Source organism: Amycolatopsis orientalis DSM 43388 (genome assembly GCF_000411975.1).
GTDB classification, from domain to species: domain Bacteria; phylum Actinomycetota; class Actinomycetes; order Mycobacteriales; family Pseudonocardiaceae; genus Amycolatopsis; species Amycolatopsis orientalis_D.
On record NZ_ASXG01000120.1, the window covers coordinates 1 to 16,360 of the forward strand.

Consider the following 16,360-nt stretch of genomic DNA (forward strand, 5'->3'; position numbering starts at 1 on the left):
ATCCTTCCAGGCGAGGCCGAAGCCTCACAGGTGAGGTGTCAACCAAACCCTGAGCAGACCCCACGCCACACACGACCGAACCGCCACGCGGGCCCGAACAAACTCCGCCGCGCAAGCACCCGCGCCAACGAGTAAACGCCGCCCCAGCCAGTCCGCCACGAACGCCCGCGGCGCAAACGACCGCACCGTCACCAGGCACCCACGCCAACGGCTAACCACTCGACACAGTCCGTCCGCACACGAAGGCCCGCACCGCGCAAACGCCCGCACCGCCACCCAGGCACCCGCGCAATCCCCAACGACCGCACCGCGAGACCGGCACACCCGCCCGTGACCAAACGCCCAGCACAACAGGCCCACCACGACAGGCACCCGGCCAGCGCCAACCGACCGACCGCACCCGCAGACGCCTCCGCCCCGCCATCAACCGCCGGGCTCAGCCGATCCACTCGCGGGCGTCGCGGAGCAACCCGAGCATTCCGGAAACCAGTCGCATCTGGTCCACCGTCCGGATGTCGGCCTCGAGCAGCTTCGGGGAGCACACCAGGACAGCAACAGACTGCGCGCGGGACAGCGCGACGTTCAACCGATTACGGGACAAGAGAAAATCGAGGCCTCGTGGCAAGTCTACCGCCGACGAGGACGTCATGGTCGTCACCACAACGGGTGCTTCTTGGCCCTGAAACCGGTCCACGGTGCCGACTCGGACGTCGCCGAAGCCGGCGTCGGACAGAGCACGCGTCACGACTCGCGCCTGCAGGTTGTACGGGGCTACGACAAGGAAATCGGCGTCCGTGAGCGGTCGGCCTTCCCACAACCGGCCGTGCAGAGACTTGATCACCGAGACCACCTGCTCGGCTTCCTCCACCGAACGCGTCGTGTTCCCGCGATGCTCGACCGACGCCAGATAGAGACCTGACGGAAAACCTTCGATCGAGCGTTCCGCGCTGGGGTGCGAGTGCAGCAGGCCCGCGTAGGACAGATTCGAGACCGACGCGCAGACGGCGGAATGCATGCGCCGCGTCAGGTCGAGGAAATAGCCCAGCTCCGGCGGGATGATGTCGGCCTCGCCGATCAGGTGGCCCAGCGCCGAAGCCTCCGCGCCTGCCGGATGCGTGCCCTGCACGACTTGCGGCAGCTGCTGCGGATCTCCCAGCAGCACCAGATTTTTCGCGCACATCGACACCGCCAACGCGTCCGCGAGGGCGAACTGGCCGGCTTCGTCGATCACGAGAACGTCGAAGGGTTCCTCGCGCACGGCAGCGTTGGCGAAGGTCCAGGCCGTTCCGCCGACGAGGTGACCGGTGTTGTGTTCCTCGCGCCAGCGTACCAGTGCGGTGTTGTTTTTTGGCTGCTCCCAAGGCAAAGCTGGGTCCGGCGTCCGCTTCGCGCGCTTGGCGCAGGCCATCTCCGGCGCGTTTTCCATGGCCGCCGAGAGCACGTTCTCGACCGCTTTGTGGCTGTTCGACGTGACGCCGACCGTCCGCCCCGAACGCACCAGATGCGCGATGAGTTTCCCAGCCAGGTAAGTCTTTCCGGCTCCGGGCGGGCCTTGGACGGCGAGCACGGACCCGTCGAGCTGGTCGACCGCGGTGATTACGGTGGCAACCAAATCTTCGCCCGGTTCGGGCAATCCGCCGCGCAATCGGGGGATGCGGCGCAGCAGGTCGACGCCGGGGTGTGCAGGCAGCGCAGGCAGAGTTTCCCCTACCAGCCGGGCGAGATCGGCCACCGCCTCGTCCTTCGGAGACGGACGCACTGGGCTGCCCGGCAGGACGGCTGCGGGAAGGTCGTTGGACGTCCGGTCCGGAGCGCTGCTTTCCTCCAGCGTCACTTCGACGGCGGTCGCGGACACGACTTTCGCGTCACGTGCGTCGGCGCCGTAGCGCAAACGCACGTCGTCACCAGGCGCGAACGGATGCGGACGGTCCGGGTCGCACCGCACGACCAGCGTACGTTTCGCGGTGCGCAACCGGCCGGACGGCGGCACCCACTCGCCCGCGGTCACCGACACCGGAACCGCGCAGGTCGTGTCCACTTCGAGGTCGCTGAGCGGGGCCGCCAGCTGCCGGAAAAACTCCCACCACGCCGGGTTCGTCTCGCGACGGTGGTAGCCGACGGAGGCGGCCAGCAGCGCGCGGGCGTGGTCGTCAGGGGTGAAATCCGCGGGATCGTCAGGGAGGCCGTCGAGGAGCGGGTCAACCAACGCGGCCATCGCGGCCGCCCGTTCGGCCCGGCGCTGGGCGGCTTCCTCTTCTTCGGTGCGGCGGAGCAGAGCGTCCACTTCGGACTCGGGGTCCGGTTCGGCCAGGTCGATTCCGGCCTCGGTGCGCACGCGGTGGAGGAATTCGTGCAGCCGCAAGGTGGAGACGCAGTCGTACTCGTTGTAGTCCGCGATGCCGCGCAAGACTTCTTCGGCCTGTTCGGTGTTTCCCGCGGACGAGAGCGTCAGGTAATCCTCGTACGCCTCGATGCTCGACACCGCCGTTTTTACCTCGCCAGCGCGGGCTTCCGGCATGTACAGTGGTTCTAGATACTTGATCGAATACGACCGCTGTCCTACCCGCAAAGCCTTGCGTACCACGGCATACAGGTCGATCATCGCGCCGCTGCGCAGCAGCTCGTCCACGGCTTCTTCCCGCGTGCCGTGCACGGCGGCGAGCCGCTTGATCGCCGTGACCTCGTACGGCGCGTAGTGGTAGACGTGCGCGTCGGGGTGTTCCGCGAGCCTTGCGGTGGCGAAGTCGATGAACTCCTCGAACGCTCGTTTCTCCTGCGCGCGCGAGTGTGCCCAGAACGGGGTGAAGCGCCCGTCCGTGGTGACCGCGCCGAAGAGGTACTCGAGGCCGGTGCCGGCCAGGGCGTACGGGTCTCCTTCCATGTCGAAGAAGACGTCGCCGGGGCTGGCCTCGGGCAGTTCGGCGAGCGCGTCCGGAGCGATGATTTCGTAGGCCAGCTCACCGGTTTCGTCCTGCCGGACCTGGATCGCGGCCTGCGCGCGCAATGACGCGAACGTGCCCTCGGACATGTCGCGCGGGCGGTCCTCCGGCTCCGCGGCGGCGAGCGCGTCGATGGTGCCGAGCCCGGCGGTCACCAGCTTGCGCCGCTGCTCGCTGCGCATCCCGGCGACCAGCGACAGGTCGCGGTCGGCCTCCCGCGCGGACGAACAGTGGTCGGCGAACGCGCACCCGGTGCACGCCGGACGCTCGTCGGCCCAGATCCGGTCCGGCAGCTGCGGCGGACGGTCCTGCAACCGGTCGCGGAGCCGGTCCACGAGCGGGAGGAAGTCGTCGACGCGGAGGCTGCGCTTGCTGCCGTCGCCCAGCAGCAGATGCATCTCCGGTCCGGTGGGCCAGCCCGCGCGGCGGAGAGCGTCGGCGTACGCGGTGAGCTGCACGACTGCGGACGGCTTGGCGTGCCGGGCGAGCTTCGTGTCGTAGACCTCGTAGCGGCCTTGGTCGTCGCGCAGCAGGAAATCGGCGCGGCCGGAGAACTCCCCGTCGTGGAACACCGCCTGGTAGATCACGGGCGCGCCCGCGCGCAGCGCTTCCTCGGTCGCCTTTGCGGCCAGGACCGGATCGTGCTCCTCGATCTCGACGACCTGCGTCCGCTCGCTGCGCAACTGCTTGAGCGTGGCCGCCTCATGCTCCCGCCCGTGCTTCACCGCCAGCCGATCGGGTGCGGAAGTGGGACGCGGCGCGCCGGGTATCCCCGCCGCCAGCGCCTGCTTCAGGATGCTCCGGTGCTCGCATTCGAGCAGGTCAGCGAGATCAGACGGCGTGTACATCGCCCGGCAGTCTGTCACGGGTTTCGACGGGTTCTGGCCAGGCGGCTGGCGACACGCCGCCCGGAATTGTCGGTGGCGGGTGGGATGATCTTGGAGTGGTCGGCGGCGGGCGTTGATGGGAGGTGAGTGCTGGGTTTTGCGGAGGTGAATGTCGACTGGTGGTAGTCGGAGGTAGCGCTGGATGGAGGAGGTTCTGGTTGGAGTCTGTGTCAAGTAGCGCACGGTGACGTGCGGGCTGGCGGGTATTGGCGGTCAGGTTGTCCGGCGGGGTGCACACCGTCCGGGCGGCCTCGGCGGGCGGCCCTGACAGGGTTGCGCGGTGCCGACAGCTGGGCGGCCCTGGCAAGGTGGCGCGGCGCAAGCAGAGTTGCGCGGCGCAAGATCGCGCTACACCAGCAACCGGGCCATAGCAAGGTCACGGAGCACCGGCAGCTAGCCGACCACACCAAGGTGGCGCGACACAGGCAGCCAGGCGACCACACCAAGGTCGCGCGACACAGGCAGCCGGGCAACCCGCCAGGGTGGCGCGGCACAGGCAGCCGGGCAACCCCGCCAGGGTGGCGCGGCGCAAGCAGAGTTGCGCGGCTCCAGCAGTCGAGCGATCCCAAGCAAGGTCGCGCAGCACCGGCAACCGGGCGGCACCAGCAAGGTGGCGCAGCACCGGCAACCCGGCGGCCCCAGCAAGGTCGTGCGGCCCTGGCATGATTGCGCGGCCCAGCAGGGTTGTGCGGCCGCTGCGACGCGGAGTGCCGCGCGGCGGTCGGAGGTGGGGCTCGCAGTCGAGAGCCGCGAGCTGCGGCCTGCGTGCGCCAGCGTGAAATTCCGCGGGGTCTTGGGCCGGAGGTCGGTGGCGAAGTTGATCGTGTTGTCCAGCAAGGTGCACGACCGTCGCGGTGACTTTGGCATGCCGCGCCGTCTGCTGCGGGCTCGGGCTCCCGGCAGTCGCTAGAGTCAGCATTCGTGTGCGACGGCACGCGTCTCACTCAGGCGCGAACCTCGGCGCGACGTCGTGGAACACGCCGGTCAACCGCGCCGTCGATTACGCGCCGCGAGAAGCTCGCCACCCCGGCGGCTCCGGCAGGGCAACGCGCCACCCTGACGGCCTCGCCAAGGCGGCGCGCCGCCCGACGGCCTCGTCCCTCGTCAGGGCAGCGCGCCACCCTGACCGCCTCGTCAGGGCAGCGCGCCATCCGCTACGACGTCGGGCGGGCCAGCAACCTCTCGAGCCACGACTCGCGTGCCGCGAGGCAGGCTTGTGCCAGTGCGGATTCTGGGGCTAGGTCGTAGAACCCGTGGAACGCGCCGCCCCATGTGTGGAGTTCTGCGTCGCCTCCGGCTGCCCAGATCGCGCTCGCGAAGGCGACCGCCTCGTCTCGGAAGACCTCTGCCGCGCCTACGTCGATGAAGGTGGGCGGGAGGCCGCTCAGGTCGGTGGCTCGGGCGGGCGCTGCGTAGGGCGAGACGGCGGCCGTTCCGCGGCGGTTGCCTAGGACTGCTGTCCACGCGGTCACGTTGCTTGTCCGGTCCCAGACGCCGGTGCCGTCGTATTGGCGCGACGACACCGTCTCGTTGCGGTCGTCGATCATCGGGCATTGCAGCAGCAGGCCGAGCAGGGCCGGCCCGCCGCGGTCGCGGGCCAGCAATGCGGTGCCGGCGGCGAGGCCTCCGCCGCCGCTGCCGCCGAACATCACCAGGCGGTCCGGGGCGAAGCGGAGGGCTTCCGCGTTGGCGGCCGTCCAGCGCAAACCCGCGTAGCAGTCTTCGACGGGCACGGGGTCGGGATGCTCCGGAGCCAACCGGTACTCGACAGTGACGGCTACCGCGTCGTGCTTCAGCACCCAGTCGATCAGTGGGCCTGCCGCCGCGAACCGGTCTCCCATAACCATGCCGCCGCCGTGCAGGTGGTAGATGCCGGGGCCGGGAGTCTCGTGGTCCACGCGGGAGAGGACGGACACCTCGATCCGCGCGCCGCTGTAACCGGTGATCGCGTGATGCGTGCAACGGACCGGGCGGTCGCCGATTTGTTCTTCGACGCTGGGGAAAGGGAGGTTCCGGTAGTATTGCAGCCGGTCCGCCGTCATGCCGACCGGCACGCGGCCGTCGAGAGCCGGCAGGACCGCGGCGAGTTCTGGGTTGAACGGGGGACGCGGCAGATCGTGCGTCATGAGTGCTCCTGAGCGTCATCGGGTCCCTTCGTCCACGATCGAGCGCACGACGGAACGCACGCCAAAGCGCGAAAAAGGGAAGGTGGGAGAGAGTCGTAGCCAGAGCACTCGTCGGCCGGTACGCCGCCGAGAGCCCGGCGGCTAGCCTCTGTCCACCTCGATGAGCATGCCGCGAGATTACCCTACGGCTGCGACATTTCGTGCCAAGATTTCCGGCACGCATCCGAAGCCGCTGTCTGGCAAGGACTTCGGACGAGGCTCTCGCGAAAACCCACTACTCCAGCTCGTCTCGCCGACGGGACAGCGCCGCGGTCTCCGCAGTATTGCCTGCCAGCTCAATCGCGCGCGCATAAGCCGCTCGCGCGTCCTCAGGTCGGCCTAACCGGCGCAGCAGGTCGGCACGCGTGGCGTGGAACGGGTGATACCCCGCCAACCGGTCCACGAGCTGGTCCACCACGGACAACGCCACCTCCGGACCGTCGAGTTCGGCGACTGCGATGGCTCGGTTCAGGGCGACGATCGGGGACGGGTCGATGCGGACCAGCTGGTCGTAGAGGGCGAGGATCTGCGACCAGTCCGTCGAACGCATGTCCCGCGCGGACGTGTGCACCGCGTTGATCGCGGCCAAGATCTGGTACCGGCCCGGGGCGACGCCGCTGGCCATGCGTTCGCGTACCAGCCGGTGGCCTTCGGCGATCAGCGCCGCGTCCCACAGCGCCCGGTCCTGTTCGTCCAGGGCGACGAGTTCGCCGGCGGCGGAGACGCGGGCGGGGCGGCGGGCCTCGGTGAGCAGCATCAGGGCCAGCAATCCGGTCACCTCGCCATCGTCCGGGAGCAGGGCGCGGATCAGGCGGGTCAGGCGGATCGCTTCGGCGGTCAGGTCTTGGCGCACGGGATCGGTGTCGGGACCGGTGGCCAGGTAGCCCTCGTTGAAGGCCAGGAAAAGCACCGTGAGAACGCCGGACACGCGGGCCGGCAGGTCCTCGGCGGCGGGCACTCGGTACGGGATGCGGGCGGCCTTGATCTTGGCTTTCGCGCGCGTGATCCGTTGCCCCATGGTGGTTTCCGGCACCAGGAAGGCGCGGGCGATCTCCGGCACGGTCAGGCCGCCGACCATGCGCAGGGTCAGCGCTACCCGGGATTCGGCGGCCAACGCCGGGTGGCAGCAGGTGAAGATCAGCCGGAGACGGTCGTCCTCGATGTGGTGGGGAGGCGTGCTGTCATACACCGGCTGCGCCTCCCGTTGTTTGTCGTCGCGTTTGTTTTCGCGGCGGATGCGGTCGATGGCTTTGCGGGTCGCGGTGGTGGTCAGCCAGGCGCCGGGGTTGGGCGGGACGCCGTCGGCCGGCCATCGTTCGACCGCGGTCGCGAACGACTCGGCGGCGGCTTCTTCGGCGATGTCCAGGTCGCCGAAGCGTTTGGTCAAACCGGCGACCACCCGGGCCCACTCCTCGCGGTGGGCGCGGGTGATCGCCTCGCCGACGTCGTTCACCGGAACGGCCGCACCTCGACCTTGCGGTTGCACGCCTTCGACCCCTCGGCGGCGAGTTTGAGCGCCACGTCCAGGTCCGGTGCCTCGATGATCCAGAAACCGGCCAGGTACTCCTTGGATTCCAGGAAAGGGCCGTCGGTGACCATCCCCGCGCCGCCGCGGTTGTCGAGGACGGTCGCGGTTTCCGGGGCGGCCAGGCCGCCGGCGAAGACCCAGTGGTTTTCGTTCTGGAGCCGTTCGTTGAAGACGTCGATCGCGGCGTCTTCCTCCGGCGTGGCGAGCGTGGGCTGGTCGTGGACCACGGAAAGCAGGTACTGCATCCGATTCTCCCGTCGTTGTCGAGGTCAGCGGCCCGCGTACTGCGGACGCCCGGCCGGGCGCCAGACCTGGATCGTCACGCCCTTGGTGTCCACCCGAGACTCAACCAGATCCAGCGCCAGATCCGGGCCGTTCCGCGGAAAGAGCCGTTTGCCCTGTCCGACGACCACCGGGATCACCAGGAAGATCATCTCGTCGACCAAGCCCTGCTCCAGCAGCCATCGGACCAGGGTGCCGCTGCCGTGCACCTGCAGTTCTCCGCCCGGCCGGGCTTTGAGGTCCGCAACGGCGGCCGCCAAGTCTCCGGTGAGCGCGGTGGTGCCGGACCACTTCGGGTCGGTGAGCGTCGTCGAGGCCACGTACTTCGGCCGTTCGTTCAGCGCCCGCAGGATGGGCTCCCGGCCCGGGGCGTCCTCGACGCGCATCGAGCCCCACGAGCCCGCGAACAGGTCGTACGTCCGCCGGCCGAACAGGAAAGCGTCGGCGCGCTGGTAGGTCTCGTTGATGAACGCCAGGGTTTCCTGGTCGCCCTTGCCGAGCGCCCATCCGCCGCGTTCGAATCCGTTCCGGCGGTCCTCGTCGGACGCGCCGCCGTTGCCCTGCACGACGCCGTCGACGGTCAGCTGGGTCACGGTCGTGAGCTTCATGGTGGTGGTTCCTTCGCTTCGGGGTCGCCCCACTCGGGCGGCTTCACCCTTGCTACGAACCCCAGCGGCCCGATCCGACAAGGCAGCCAAAAAATCTTCGAGAAAGTTCGAAGGGTGCGGCTAGCCGCGTGCCTCCAGCCAGGCGACGACAGCGCGAACGAAGCCATCGACGCTGGTCAGCGGCTTCCCCGCGAAGACAGCGTGAAGGTGTTCGACGCCGATGAGGTCGTTCCAAACCTGGGCGCGGCGGTAGGTCTCCTCGTCGGCGGCCGCGCGCAGCACGTCCCAGCCATGCCAGGTCGCGACCAGCGCGGCGTCGATCGCGGGGTCGGACAGGCTGGCCAAGTCCCAGTCGAGCACGCCGGCCAGCTTGCCGTCCGCGCCGAAGTGGACGTTGCTGCCGCCGAGGTCCCCGTGGACGAGCCGGGCCGGGGTTTCGTCGAGCGCCAGCAGCGTGTCGAGCCGCTGCCGGACGCCGTCCTGCCACCTCCGGGGTAAGCGGGGAATGACGTCCTCGACCAGCTCAGCCCAACCCAGGCCGTTGGCATATCGGCGCGGCCGGTGAAGAACCGCTTCGAGCGCCGGCGAGATCTCCACCTCGCGCAGTGCGGTCAACAGCGGACCGAACGCCGCCGGATCGCCGACGCCTTCCGGCAGTCCCGCTCCGTCGATCCACGAGACCGCTACGGCCGCGCGGTCTCCGAAGGTGGTGACCGGGGTCAGCGGCTCCGGCACGGCGAACGGCAGGCCGGCCGCCGCGACCGCGCGCAGGATCGCGACCCGGCGCGGCAGTTCGGCGGCGGAATCGGAGCGCCGGCTGATCCGCACCGCGGCGACCCCGGGCACCAGCACGACGTGGTGCATATTTCCTTGCGTAGCAAGGCGAGTGGAGCCGATCGGCGCGTCCGGGACGAGTGTTTCGGCGATTTCCAGCAGGTCAGCGGGGACCGGGTGCGGCATCCCGCGATTCTGCCGGACCGTCGCGCCTCACCGGCGCGGAGGCAGCGGCACCACGTCCAGGTCCCGCGCCACGTGGATCTCCCCGTCGAACACCTTCGCGGCCTCGTCGCGGAACCGGTCCGCCTCCTCGTACGGATAGCGCTGCGAGAAGTGCGTCAGCAGCAGCTTCCGGGCCCCCGACTCGGCGGCGAGCCGACCGGCGTCGGTGCTGGTCAGGTGGCCGTAGCGGGAGGCAAGTTCGGCGTCGTCGGCACGGAAGGTCGATTCGGCGATCAGCAAGTCCGCGTCGCGCGCGCAGGCGAACGCGCCCGCGCATAGGCGCGTGTCCATCACGAACGCGACCACCTGACCCCGGCGCGGCACGCTCACGTCCTCCAGCCGGACCACGCCGTGCGCGGTCTCGAGCACGCCGTCGGCCTGGAGTTTCCGGATGGCGGGGCCTTGAACGCCCGCCGCGGCGAGCGCGTCCGGCAGCATCCGGATTCCGTCCGGTTCGGCGTAGCGGTAGCCGAAGCAGTCGATGCGGTGTTCCAGCGGATACGCCGACAGCGCGCCGCCGAGCGGACCCGGTGCGGAGATCGGCAGCGGGACCAGTTCGGCGCGTTCGTGGAACGACGTCGAGTGCCGCAGCCGGTCGAAGTACTCCTGCCCGGACGCCGGGTAGTGGCAGCGCACCGGATGCGCGACGTTGTCCAGCGACAGCCGCTGGATGACGCCGGCGAGGCCGAGGCTGTGGTCGCCGTGGAAGTGGGTGACGCACAGGTGGGTGAGTTCGCTCGCCGTCGCGCCGGCGTACATCATCTGCCGCTGGGTGCCCTCGCCCGGATCGAAGAGGATGCCGTCGGTGTCGAAACGCAGCAGGTAGCCGTTGTGGTTGCGGTGCCGGGTCGGCGTCTGGCTCGCCGAGCCCAGCACGACTAGCTCGCGTCGGGACATGACGATCATCTTCGCGCCCCGCCCGCGCTCGCCGCCACCGAAATGAACTCCGCGGAAACGACGGCGGCCGTCCGGGACGAATTTCCCGGACGGCCGCTCGCCGTTATCGCCGAATGAATTCGTTCGATCACTTTCCGCGAATTGGATCTTCAGCCCGCTTGCGGAATTGCCAGGCATTCCCGATACCAGTTCCGGGATTGGGCCAACCGGACGCCGATTCCCGGCCCCGGCGGCACTCCGGTGACCTGCCAGACCTTGCCGCTGTCGTACCAGTGGTCCTTCGTGAGCAGCGACCACTGGTGCTCGCTGAGCCACGGCATCCGTGCCCGGTGCTCGCGCAACGGCACGTCCGAAGCGGGAACTGGCAGGTCAAGCAGGGTGCAGACGGCTTCGAGCAGCTCGCGCATCCGCACCGGTTCCGGGTCGGCCACGTGGAACACCTCGCCGGGCCTGCCCAGCGCCGGGTCCAGCGCGAACGCGCTGAGCACAGCGGCGAGATCCCGCGACGAGACCACCGAGGTGCGAGTCCTCCCGCCGTCGGCCCACGCGGGCACCGTCCTCAGCCACTTCGCCAGCGCCGGGACCACGTGCCGGTCGCCGTCGCCGTACACCAGGTGCGGCCGCAGAACGATCCCGCCTGCCGCGCGGACCTGCTGTTCTCCGGCCAGCCTGGTGCGGCTGGTGGCCGAGGCGGGCCCGAGCTCGAGCGTGTCCTCGGGCGCGCCTCGATGTTCGCCGTCGCGGTAGACCGCACAGGTGCTGAGGTACACGACGCGGCGCGTGCCCGCGCGGTGTGCCTCCGCGAGAAGCCGGGCCGTGCCGCGATCGTTGACCTCGGCGCATTCCCCTTCGGTGCCGCCGATCCGGGACGCGGCGTGCACGAGCGTCGTGACGCCCGTGCACGCCCCGGCCAGCCCGGCGGCGTCGGTGAGGTCGCCGCGGTGGATCCGCACGCCGGATCGCGTGATCCACCCCGGCACCGCACCGCGCGCCAGCACCCGCACCGGGGCGCCGCGGGCGAGCAACGCCCGCAGCACCGCCGAGCCGATGAACCCGGTCGCTCCGGTGACGAGGATTTCCCCGGTCCTGCCGTCCGCCCCCAGGCCGGCAGTCATGACCTGCGCATCGCCAGGGTGCCGGAGGCGACGGAGCGGCCCTTCTGCTCCGCCACCACCCGCACCAGCCGGCACCCGTCCGCGTCGGGTTCGAGTTCCTCCGCCACCAGCAGGCATTCGGAGTCGAACTCGACGTAGGCGGAGAACTCGAAATCCGAACGCAGCGGCAGCGCCTGCGGGTCGCCGAGCGTCAGCAGGGCCGCCTGCCGCGCGCCTTCCATCAGCACCATGCCCGGGACATGGTCCGTCGAATGGTCGAACAGCACCGGATGGTCCGGATCGAACTGCAGCGACCAGGTTCCCGCCAGCGCGGTGTCCGCGACCAGCACATCTCCCTTGCGGTCCCGGCCGACGAGCACCGGTTCCACCGTGTCCAGCGCGCACGCCTGGAACGGCGTCGCCGCGAAGTGGTCGCCGCGCAGGCGGCGGTAGACCGCCGGGGACACGCAGCGCCAGCTCTCCGACGCGGTGCCGATCAGTTCGCCGTCGCGGAAGCAGCCGAAATCGGTCCGCATGCCGACGAGGTTTTCCTTGCGGAACACCGGTTCGTGCGCGCTCACCCGCAGCACCACGTCGATCGGCCGCCCGGCGGTGGCCAGCCCTTCGGCGGTGACCGAGCTGACCTTGTGGTCGGAGATGAACGCGGTGCCGAGCGAAACGCCATAGGCGCGGTGCGCGATCAGCAGTCCTGCCTGGCGGCAGGTTTCGGCGAACAGCATCGGGTCGTGCGAACCCGGCGCGCACGGGCCGAAAAACCCGTGCCGGCGCGGCCACTGCGCGCCGACTTCGAACCGGCCCTCGCCCACGATGTTCAGATCAGTGACGAAAACTTCCGAAACGGCCGCGCGGTGCACGAGATTGCGCGGGATCGTCTGCTGGAAGTCGACCGGGCGTCCGCCCGGCGAACTTTCGCCATCGGTGATGAAGGTTCTTCTGACAGACTCCTCTAACAACGTACCGACCATGTCGGTCCTCCCAGAAAAAAGAACTTCCCCAGTACCCCCACCACATTTCTAGCGGAAACGGGCGGACAAAACCATACCTACCTACCGGTTTTTTTCTCTGGCTTTGCCGGCCGGGGCAGAGGTAGACTGGCGTGTCAGCGTGGCCGGAACCGGCCCGCGGCTTCCCGAAAGGAGTGTGCGCAGTGGCTCGCCAGGAACGCGCGGAGCAGACCCGCAAGGCCATCCTCGACGCGGCCGCGTCCAGGTTCGACGCGGTCGGCTTTCTCGGTGCGAGCCTGTCGGACATCCTCGCCGAGGCCGGGGTGACGAAGGGCGCGCTGTACTTTCACTTCAAGTCCAAGGAAGAGCTGGCGGACGAGCTGATCCGCGAGCAGTTCAGCGTGCAGACCCCGTTCGCCGACTTCGAAAACCCCGGGCTGCAGGCGGCCATCGACCTGAGCCAGAACATCGGGCACAGCCTCCGCTCCGACGTGCGCGTGCGCGCCGGCATCCGGCTGGTCATCGAACAGGGCTCGTTCGTCGCGCCGGCCGCGAACGCCTACAAGCAGTGGATCGACACCGTGCACGGCATGCTGCTCGCCGCGAAAGCGGCCGGCGACGTGCGGAAAGACGTCAACGCGCACGATCTCGCGCAGTACGTGGTCGCGTCGTTCACCGGGAGCCAGCTCAGCTCGCAGGTGCTGACCGGGCGCACGGACCTGCACGAACGGCTCACGTTCATGTGGCAGATGATTCTCGCGGCGGTCGTGCCACCGCGACGGCTGCACAAGTTCGATCCGGCCGGGACAGCTCCCGCCGACCCCGAATGAGACAACGGCCGTCCGGACGAAAACCGGACGGCCGGTCTGTTTGCCGGGGCGGGGTGCGGGTGCTGCTCGGCCAAAGGGTTTCCGGAACTCGACCGGTCCGGACTGGCGGATCTCGCGGCAAACCAGGGCGGACTGATGGTTACTCGGGCCTGCTGCGGCGCGGGAACGCTCCGACCCGGGCGTCCGCAGCGGGATAGGTCAGGTGCCCGTTGCCTCGGCGGTCGAATCCGCTGGCTGCGAAGCCTCGATCTGCCCGGGCTCGCCGATCCCACGGCAAACCAGGGCGGACGGTTGGTTTGCCCGCTCGGGCCCGCGCGGCGCGGAAATGCTCCGATCCGGTTCTCCGCAGGGGGATAGGTCAGGTGCCCGTTGCCTCGGCGGTCGAATCCGCAGGCCGCGAAGCCTCGACCTCTCCGGGCTCGCCGATCCCGCGGCGAACCAGGGCGGACGGTTGGTTTGTCTGCCCGAGCCTGCTGCGGAGCGGGAATTCTCCGACCCGGACGTCCGCGCCGGGGCAACTCAGGTGCCTGTCGCCTCGGCAGTCGAACCCGCTGGCTGCGAAGCCTCGATCACGCGCCAGAGTTCGGCGAGTGTGCTCGCCAGGTCCGTGCCCGGCGGGATGGTGCCGCTCGCGGCCGCCGATTCCAGGCCGACGCAGGTCACCACAACCAGCAGCGCTGCCATGTCCGGGCGGACGTGCGGGCTCAGCTCCCCCGCGCTGTGCGCCGCGGCGATGTGTGCGCGCACTTGGCCCAGCCAGGCGCGGACGAAGGCCACGAAGCGGGGATCGTTCGAGCCCATTTCGCGGGCTAGGCGGAAGCTCGCGCCCACCTTCGCGTCGTCGGCCAGCCAACCCATCAGCGCCCGGCTCAAGTCGGCCAGCCGGCGCAGATGCGGACGGCGTCCGCGTGCTCGCGCGACGTGCTGGTGCAGGACCGCGACGGCCGCCGACTGCACCTCGTCGCAGACCTCGTCCTTCGACGAGAAGTGGAAATACAGGCCGCCCTTGGTCACGCCCGCCTCGCGCGCGATGTCGACCATGCTCGTGGCCGCGTAGCCGTCGCGGTGCAACAGCACCGCCGCGGCGTCGAGCAGCAAGAGCCGGGTCACCTCCGCGCGGGCCTGTTTAGTCACCGTCTTCCCCATCGTCTCGCGCCGGGAACGGCACGGCGTGCGTTCCGACCGCCTCATCATGACATACCGACCGCCCGGTTTACCACCCTTTCGACCCGATTACCTGGCCACATCGGCCACTTCAAGATCGAAACAGACCAACCTCCCGGTTTTATCTTGAAAACCGACCTCCCGGTTTGCTATGGTCCAGTGGTGGACCCGGCTCGGACCGGCAGGCAGCGGCGCTGGGGGCGCCGCCGGACGGGTCCGGCGCGAGAGACACCGGAGGGCAGTCATGCTGAACTACGAAATTCTCGGACAGATCAGAGTGAGCGGCCGGCCCGGCGTCTCCGCCCCGCGGGCCCGCAAGATCGAGACCCTGTTGTCCGTGCTGCTGGCGAAGAACAACCAGGTGGTCACCGCGGAGCACCTGATCGGCGAGATCTGGGGCGAGCATCCGCCGGCGCGGGCGAGTGCCGCGCTGTACGTGTACGTGTCGCAGCTGCGGAAACTGTTGCGCGGCACCAGCAAGGATGCGGAAGAAAGCCCGGTGGTCACGAGTCCGCGAGGGTATTCGTTGCACGTCGGGATCGACGAGCTGGACGCTGACCGGTTCACCCGGCTTTACGAGCAGGGGCGGACGTTGCACTGGGACCGCAGCTACGGGCAGGCGGCGAAGGTGCTGCGGGAGGCCACGAATCTGTGGCGTGGCGCGGCGTTCGGCGGGTTCACCGACTCGTCCGATGTGCAGGCTTACGCGACGCTGCTGGAGGAGAGCCGGCTCGGGTGCCTTGAGCTGCTGATGGAGACCGAGCTGTTGATCGGGCGCCATCGCGAGGTCGTCGGGCAGCTGTCCGCGCTGGCGAAGGAGCACACGCTGCGGGAGACGTTCACCGAGTATCTGATGACCGCGCTGGCTCGGTCCAACCGGCGGGCGGAGGCGTTGGAGACGTTCGCCTCGGCGCGGCAGAATCTGGTGCAGCAGCTGGGGATCGAGCCGGGGAGTTCGTTGCGGAAGCTGCATCAGAGCATTCTTGTCGGGGAGATGTCGGACGCGGTCTGATCTCTCATCCGGTTCGGGTTCGGCCCGGTCTTCCGTCTTGGCGGGGCCGGGTCGTTTTCGCGGCTGTGCCGCGTTGGTCGCGGTGGGCACCCCGAAGCCCGATTGTGCTGACGGTCTGAGGGTGGTTGTCAAGGCGGGAAAGCGTGCCTTGACAACCACCCTCAGACCGCAGAGAGGCTTCGTATCGAGGTGCAGGGCCAGGGCTGGGTGCCTCGATGAGTTGAGTGCGCTGGCTGCGGTCTGTCTGGGGCGGCGCTGGGTTGGTCGTGAGGGGAACCCTGGAGGAATCTGGGTTCCCCTCACGTCCTCCCTAGCTGCGGTAGACCGAGACTACGAAACCGCCGCAGGTTACTGGTTCTCCGTACCAGCCGCCCCATCTGCTGTCCAACGCCAGGCCGGCCAGTTCGGCCATCAGGTCCAGTTCCGCGGGCCAGACGTAGCGCAGGGGCAGCGAGGCGTCGGCCAGGTGCACGATTTGCCGTATGTCGTCGACCGCGCGGACGCGGGCGTCTGCGGTCCAGCAGGCGGGATCCGGGTGGCGGCCCTGGACTACCAGGGCGCCGCCGGGGCGCAAAAGGCGGCTGTAGCGGCCGATCGCGCGCAGCTGGTCTCGCTGGTCCGGCAGGCGGGAAAGGACGTCCGCGCCCAGGTAGCCGGCGTCGAAGCGCGGGCCTGGTTCGAGGTGGACCTCGTAGCCTTCGCCGGCCAGTGCGTCCGCGACCGGGCCGCCGCCGGGGACCAGGACTCGGCCGGAGCCGGGGCGGCGCGATACGCGGTCGGTTACTTCCGAGAGGAACGCGACCGCGCCGGCCGGGTCGTCCGACAGCGGGGCCAGCCACGCGGCCACGGGATCGACCGGCTTTTCCATCACCCGGGTAGGCATGTCGCCACCTCACTTCACGCAGTGGTCCTCTCTACTCCACAGAGAGTGCCGGAACGATCTAAAGCCGACCTAGCGGACTCGGGGTCCCCTAGGCACGACGGAAGGGC

The 16,360-nt window shown here is 69.4% G+C and carries 13 protein-coding genes; 2 read left to right on the plus strand and 11 right to left on the minus strand.

The window, feature by feature from the left end; genetic code table 11:
* Window positions 1–436: 436 nt before the first annotated feature.
* The 9 genes from L942_RS22505 to L942_RS22545 all read right to left on the minus strand — a co-directional run bounded on the left by L942_RS22505 (window position 437) and on the right by L942_RS22545 (window position 12,373).
* Window positions 437–3,787 (minus strand): TM0106 family RecB-like putative nuclease, encoded by a 3,351-nt coding sequence (locus L942_RS22505; RefSeq protein ID WP_037363804.1) that lies wholly within the window; start codon window positions 3,785–3,787, stop codon window positions 437–439.
* Between the two features lie 1,193 nt (window positions 3,788–4,980).
* Window positions 4,981–5,952 (minus strand): alpha/beta hydrolase, encoded by a 972-nt coding sequence (locus tag L942_RS22510; protein ID WP_037363807.1) that lies wholly within the window; start codon window positions 5,950–5,952, stop codon window positions 4,981–4,983.
* Window positions 5,953–6,226: 274 nt separating this feature from the next.
* Window positions 6,227–7,444 (minus strand): RNA polymerase sigma factor, encoded by a 1,218-nt coding sequence (locus L942_RS22515; RefSeq protein WP_037363809.1) that lies wholly within the window; start codon window positions 7,442–7,444, stop codon window positions 6,227–6,229.
* The gene (locus L942_RS22520; RefSeq protein WP_037363812.1) at window positions 7,441–7,764 is read right to left on the minus strand and encodes a YciI family protein; all 324 of its coding nucleotides are present in this window, start codon (window positions 7,762–7,764) and stop codon (window positions 7,441–7,443) included. The genes L942_RS22515 and L942_RS22520 overlap by 4 nt, the downstream gene beginning before the upstream one ends.
* Before the next feature lie 24 nt (window positions 7,765–7,788).
* Entirely contained in the window at window positions 7,789–8,409 is a 621-nt protein-coding gene (locus L942_RS22525) for a dihydrofolate reductase family protein (protein WP_037363815.1), read from the minus strand.
* Window positions 8,410–8,529: 120 nt separating this feature from the next.
* Window positions 8,530–9,369 carry an aminoglycoside phosphotransferase family protein gene (locus L942_RS22530; RefSeq protein ID WP_037363820.1) on the minus strand — a complete coding sequence of 280 codons (840 nt, stop codon included), beginning with the start codon at window positions 9,367–9,369 and terminating at the stop codon, window positions 8,530–8,532.
* Window positions 9,370–9,396: 27 nt separating this feature from the next.
* Window positions 9,397–10,305, minus strand: coding sequence for a ribonuclease Z (locus L942_RS22535; RefSeq protein WP_037364091.1), 909 nt, complete (start codon window positions 10,303–10,305; stop codon window positions 9,397–9,399).
* Between the two features lie 149 nt (window positions 10,306–10,454).
* Entirely contained in the window at window positions 10,455–11,420 is a 966-nt protein-coding gene (locus L942_RS22540) for an NAD-dependent epimerase/dehydratase family protein (RefSeq protein ID WP_037363823.1), read from the minus strand.
* A complete protein-coding gene (locus tag L942_RS22545; RefSeq protein ID WP_235079323.1) occupies window positions 11,417–12,373 on the minus strand; it encodes a ScbA/BarX family gamma-butyrolactone biosynthesis protein in 957 nt (318 codons plus the stop codon). Before L942_RS22545 ends, L942_RS22540 begins: the two co-directional genes overlap by 4 nt.
* Before the next feature lie 194 nt (window positions 12,374–12,567).
* Here L942_RS22545 and L942_RS22550 point away from each other — a divergent pair, with 194 nt between their 5' ends.
* The gene (locus L942_RS22550) at window positions 12,568–13,194 is read left to right on the plus strand and encodes a ScbR family autoregulator-binding transcription factor (RefSeq protein ID WP_037363828.1); all 627 of its coding nucleotides are present in this window, start codon (window positions 12,568–12,570) and stop codon (window positions 13,192–13,194) included.
* Between the two features lie 519 nt (window positions 13,195–13,713).
* Here the strand turns inward: L942_RS22550 and L942_RS22555 are convergent.
* Complete coding sequence (locus tag L942_RS22555) at window positions 13,714–14,328, minus strand: ScbR family autoregulator-binding transcription factor (RefSeq protein ID WP_235079325.1); 615 nt, start codon at window positions 14,326–14,328, stop codon at window positions 13,714–13,716.
* A 274-nt stretch (window positions 14,329–14,602) separates the two neighbouring features.
* Here L942_RS22555 and L942_RS22560 point away from each other — a divergent pair, with 274 nt between their 5' ends.
* Window positions 14,603–15,370, plus strand: a complete 768-nt coding sequence (locus tag L942_RS22560) for an AfsR/SARP family transcriptional regulator (protein ID WP_051166156.1) — start codon at window positions 14,603–14,605, stop codon at window positions 15,368–15,370.
* A gap of 310 nt (window positions 15,371–15,680) precedes the next feature.
* Here L942_RS22560 and L942_RS44975 read toward each other — a convergent pair whose 3' ends face one another.
* Window positions 15,681–16,253, minus strand: coding sequence for a hypothetical protein (locus L942_RS44975; RefSeq protein WP_200862889.1), 573 nt, complete (start codon window positions 16,251–16,253; stop codon window positions 15,681–15,683).
* Window positions 16,254–16,360: the final 107 nt, after the last annotated feature.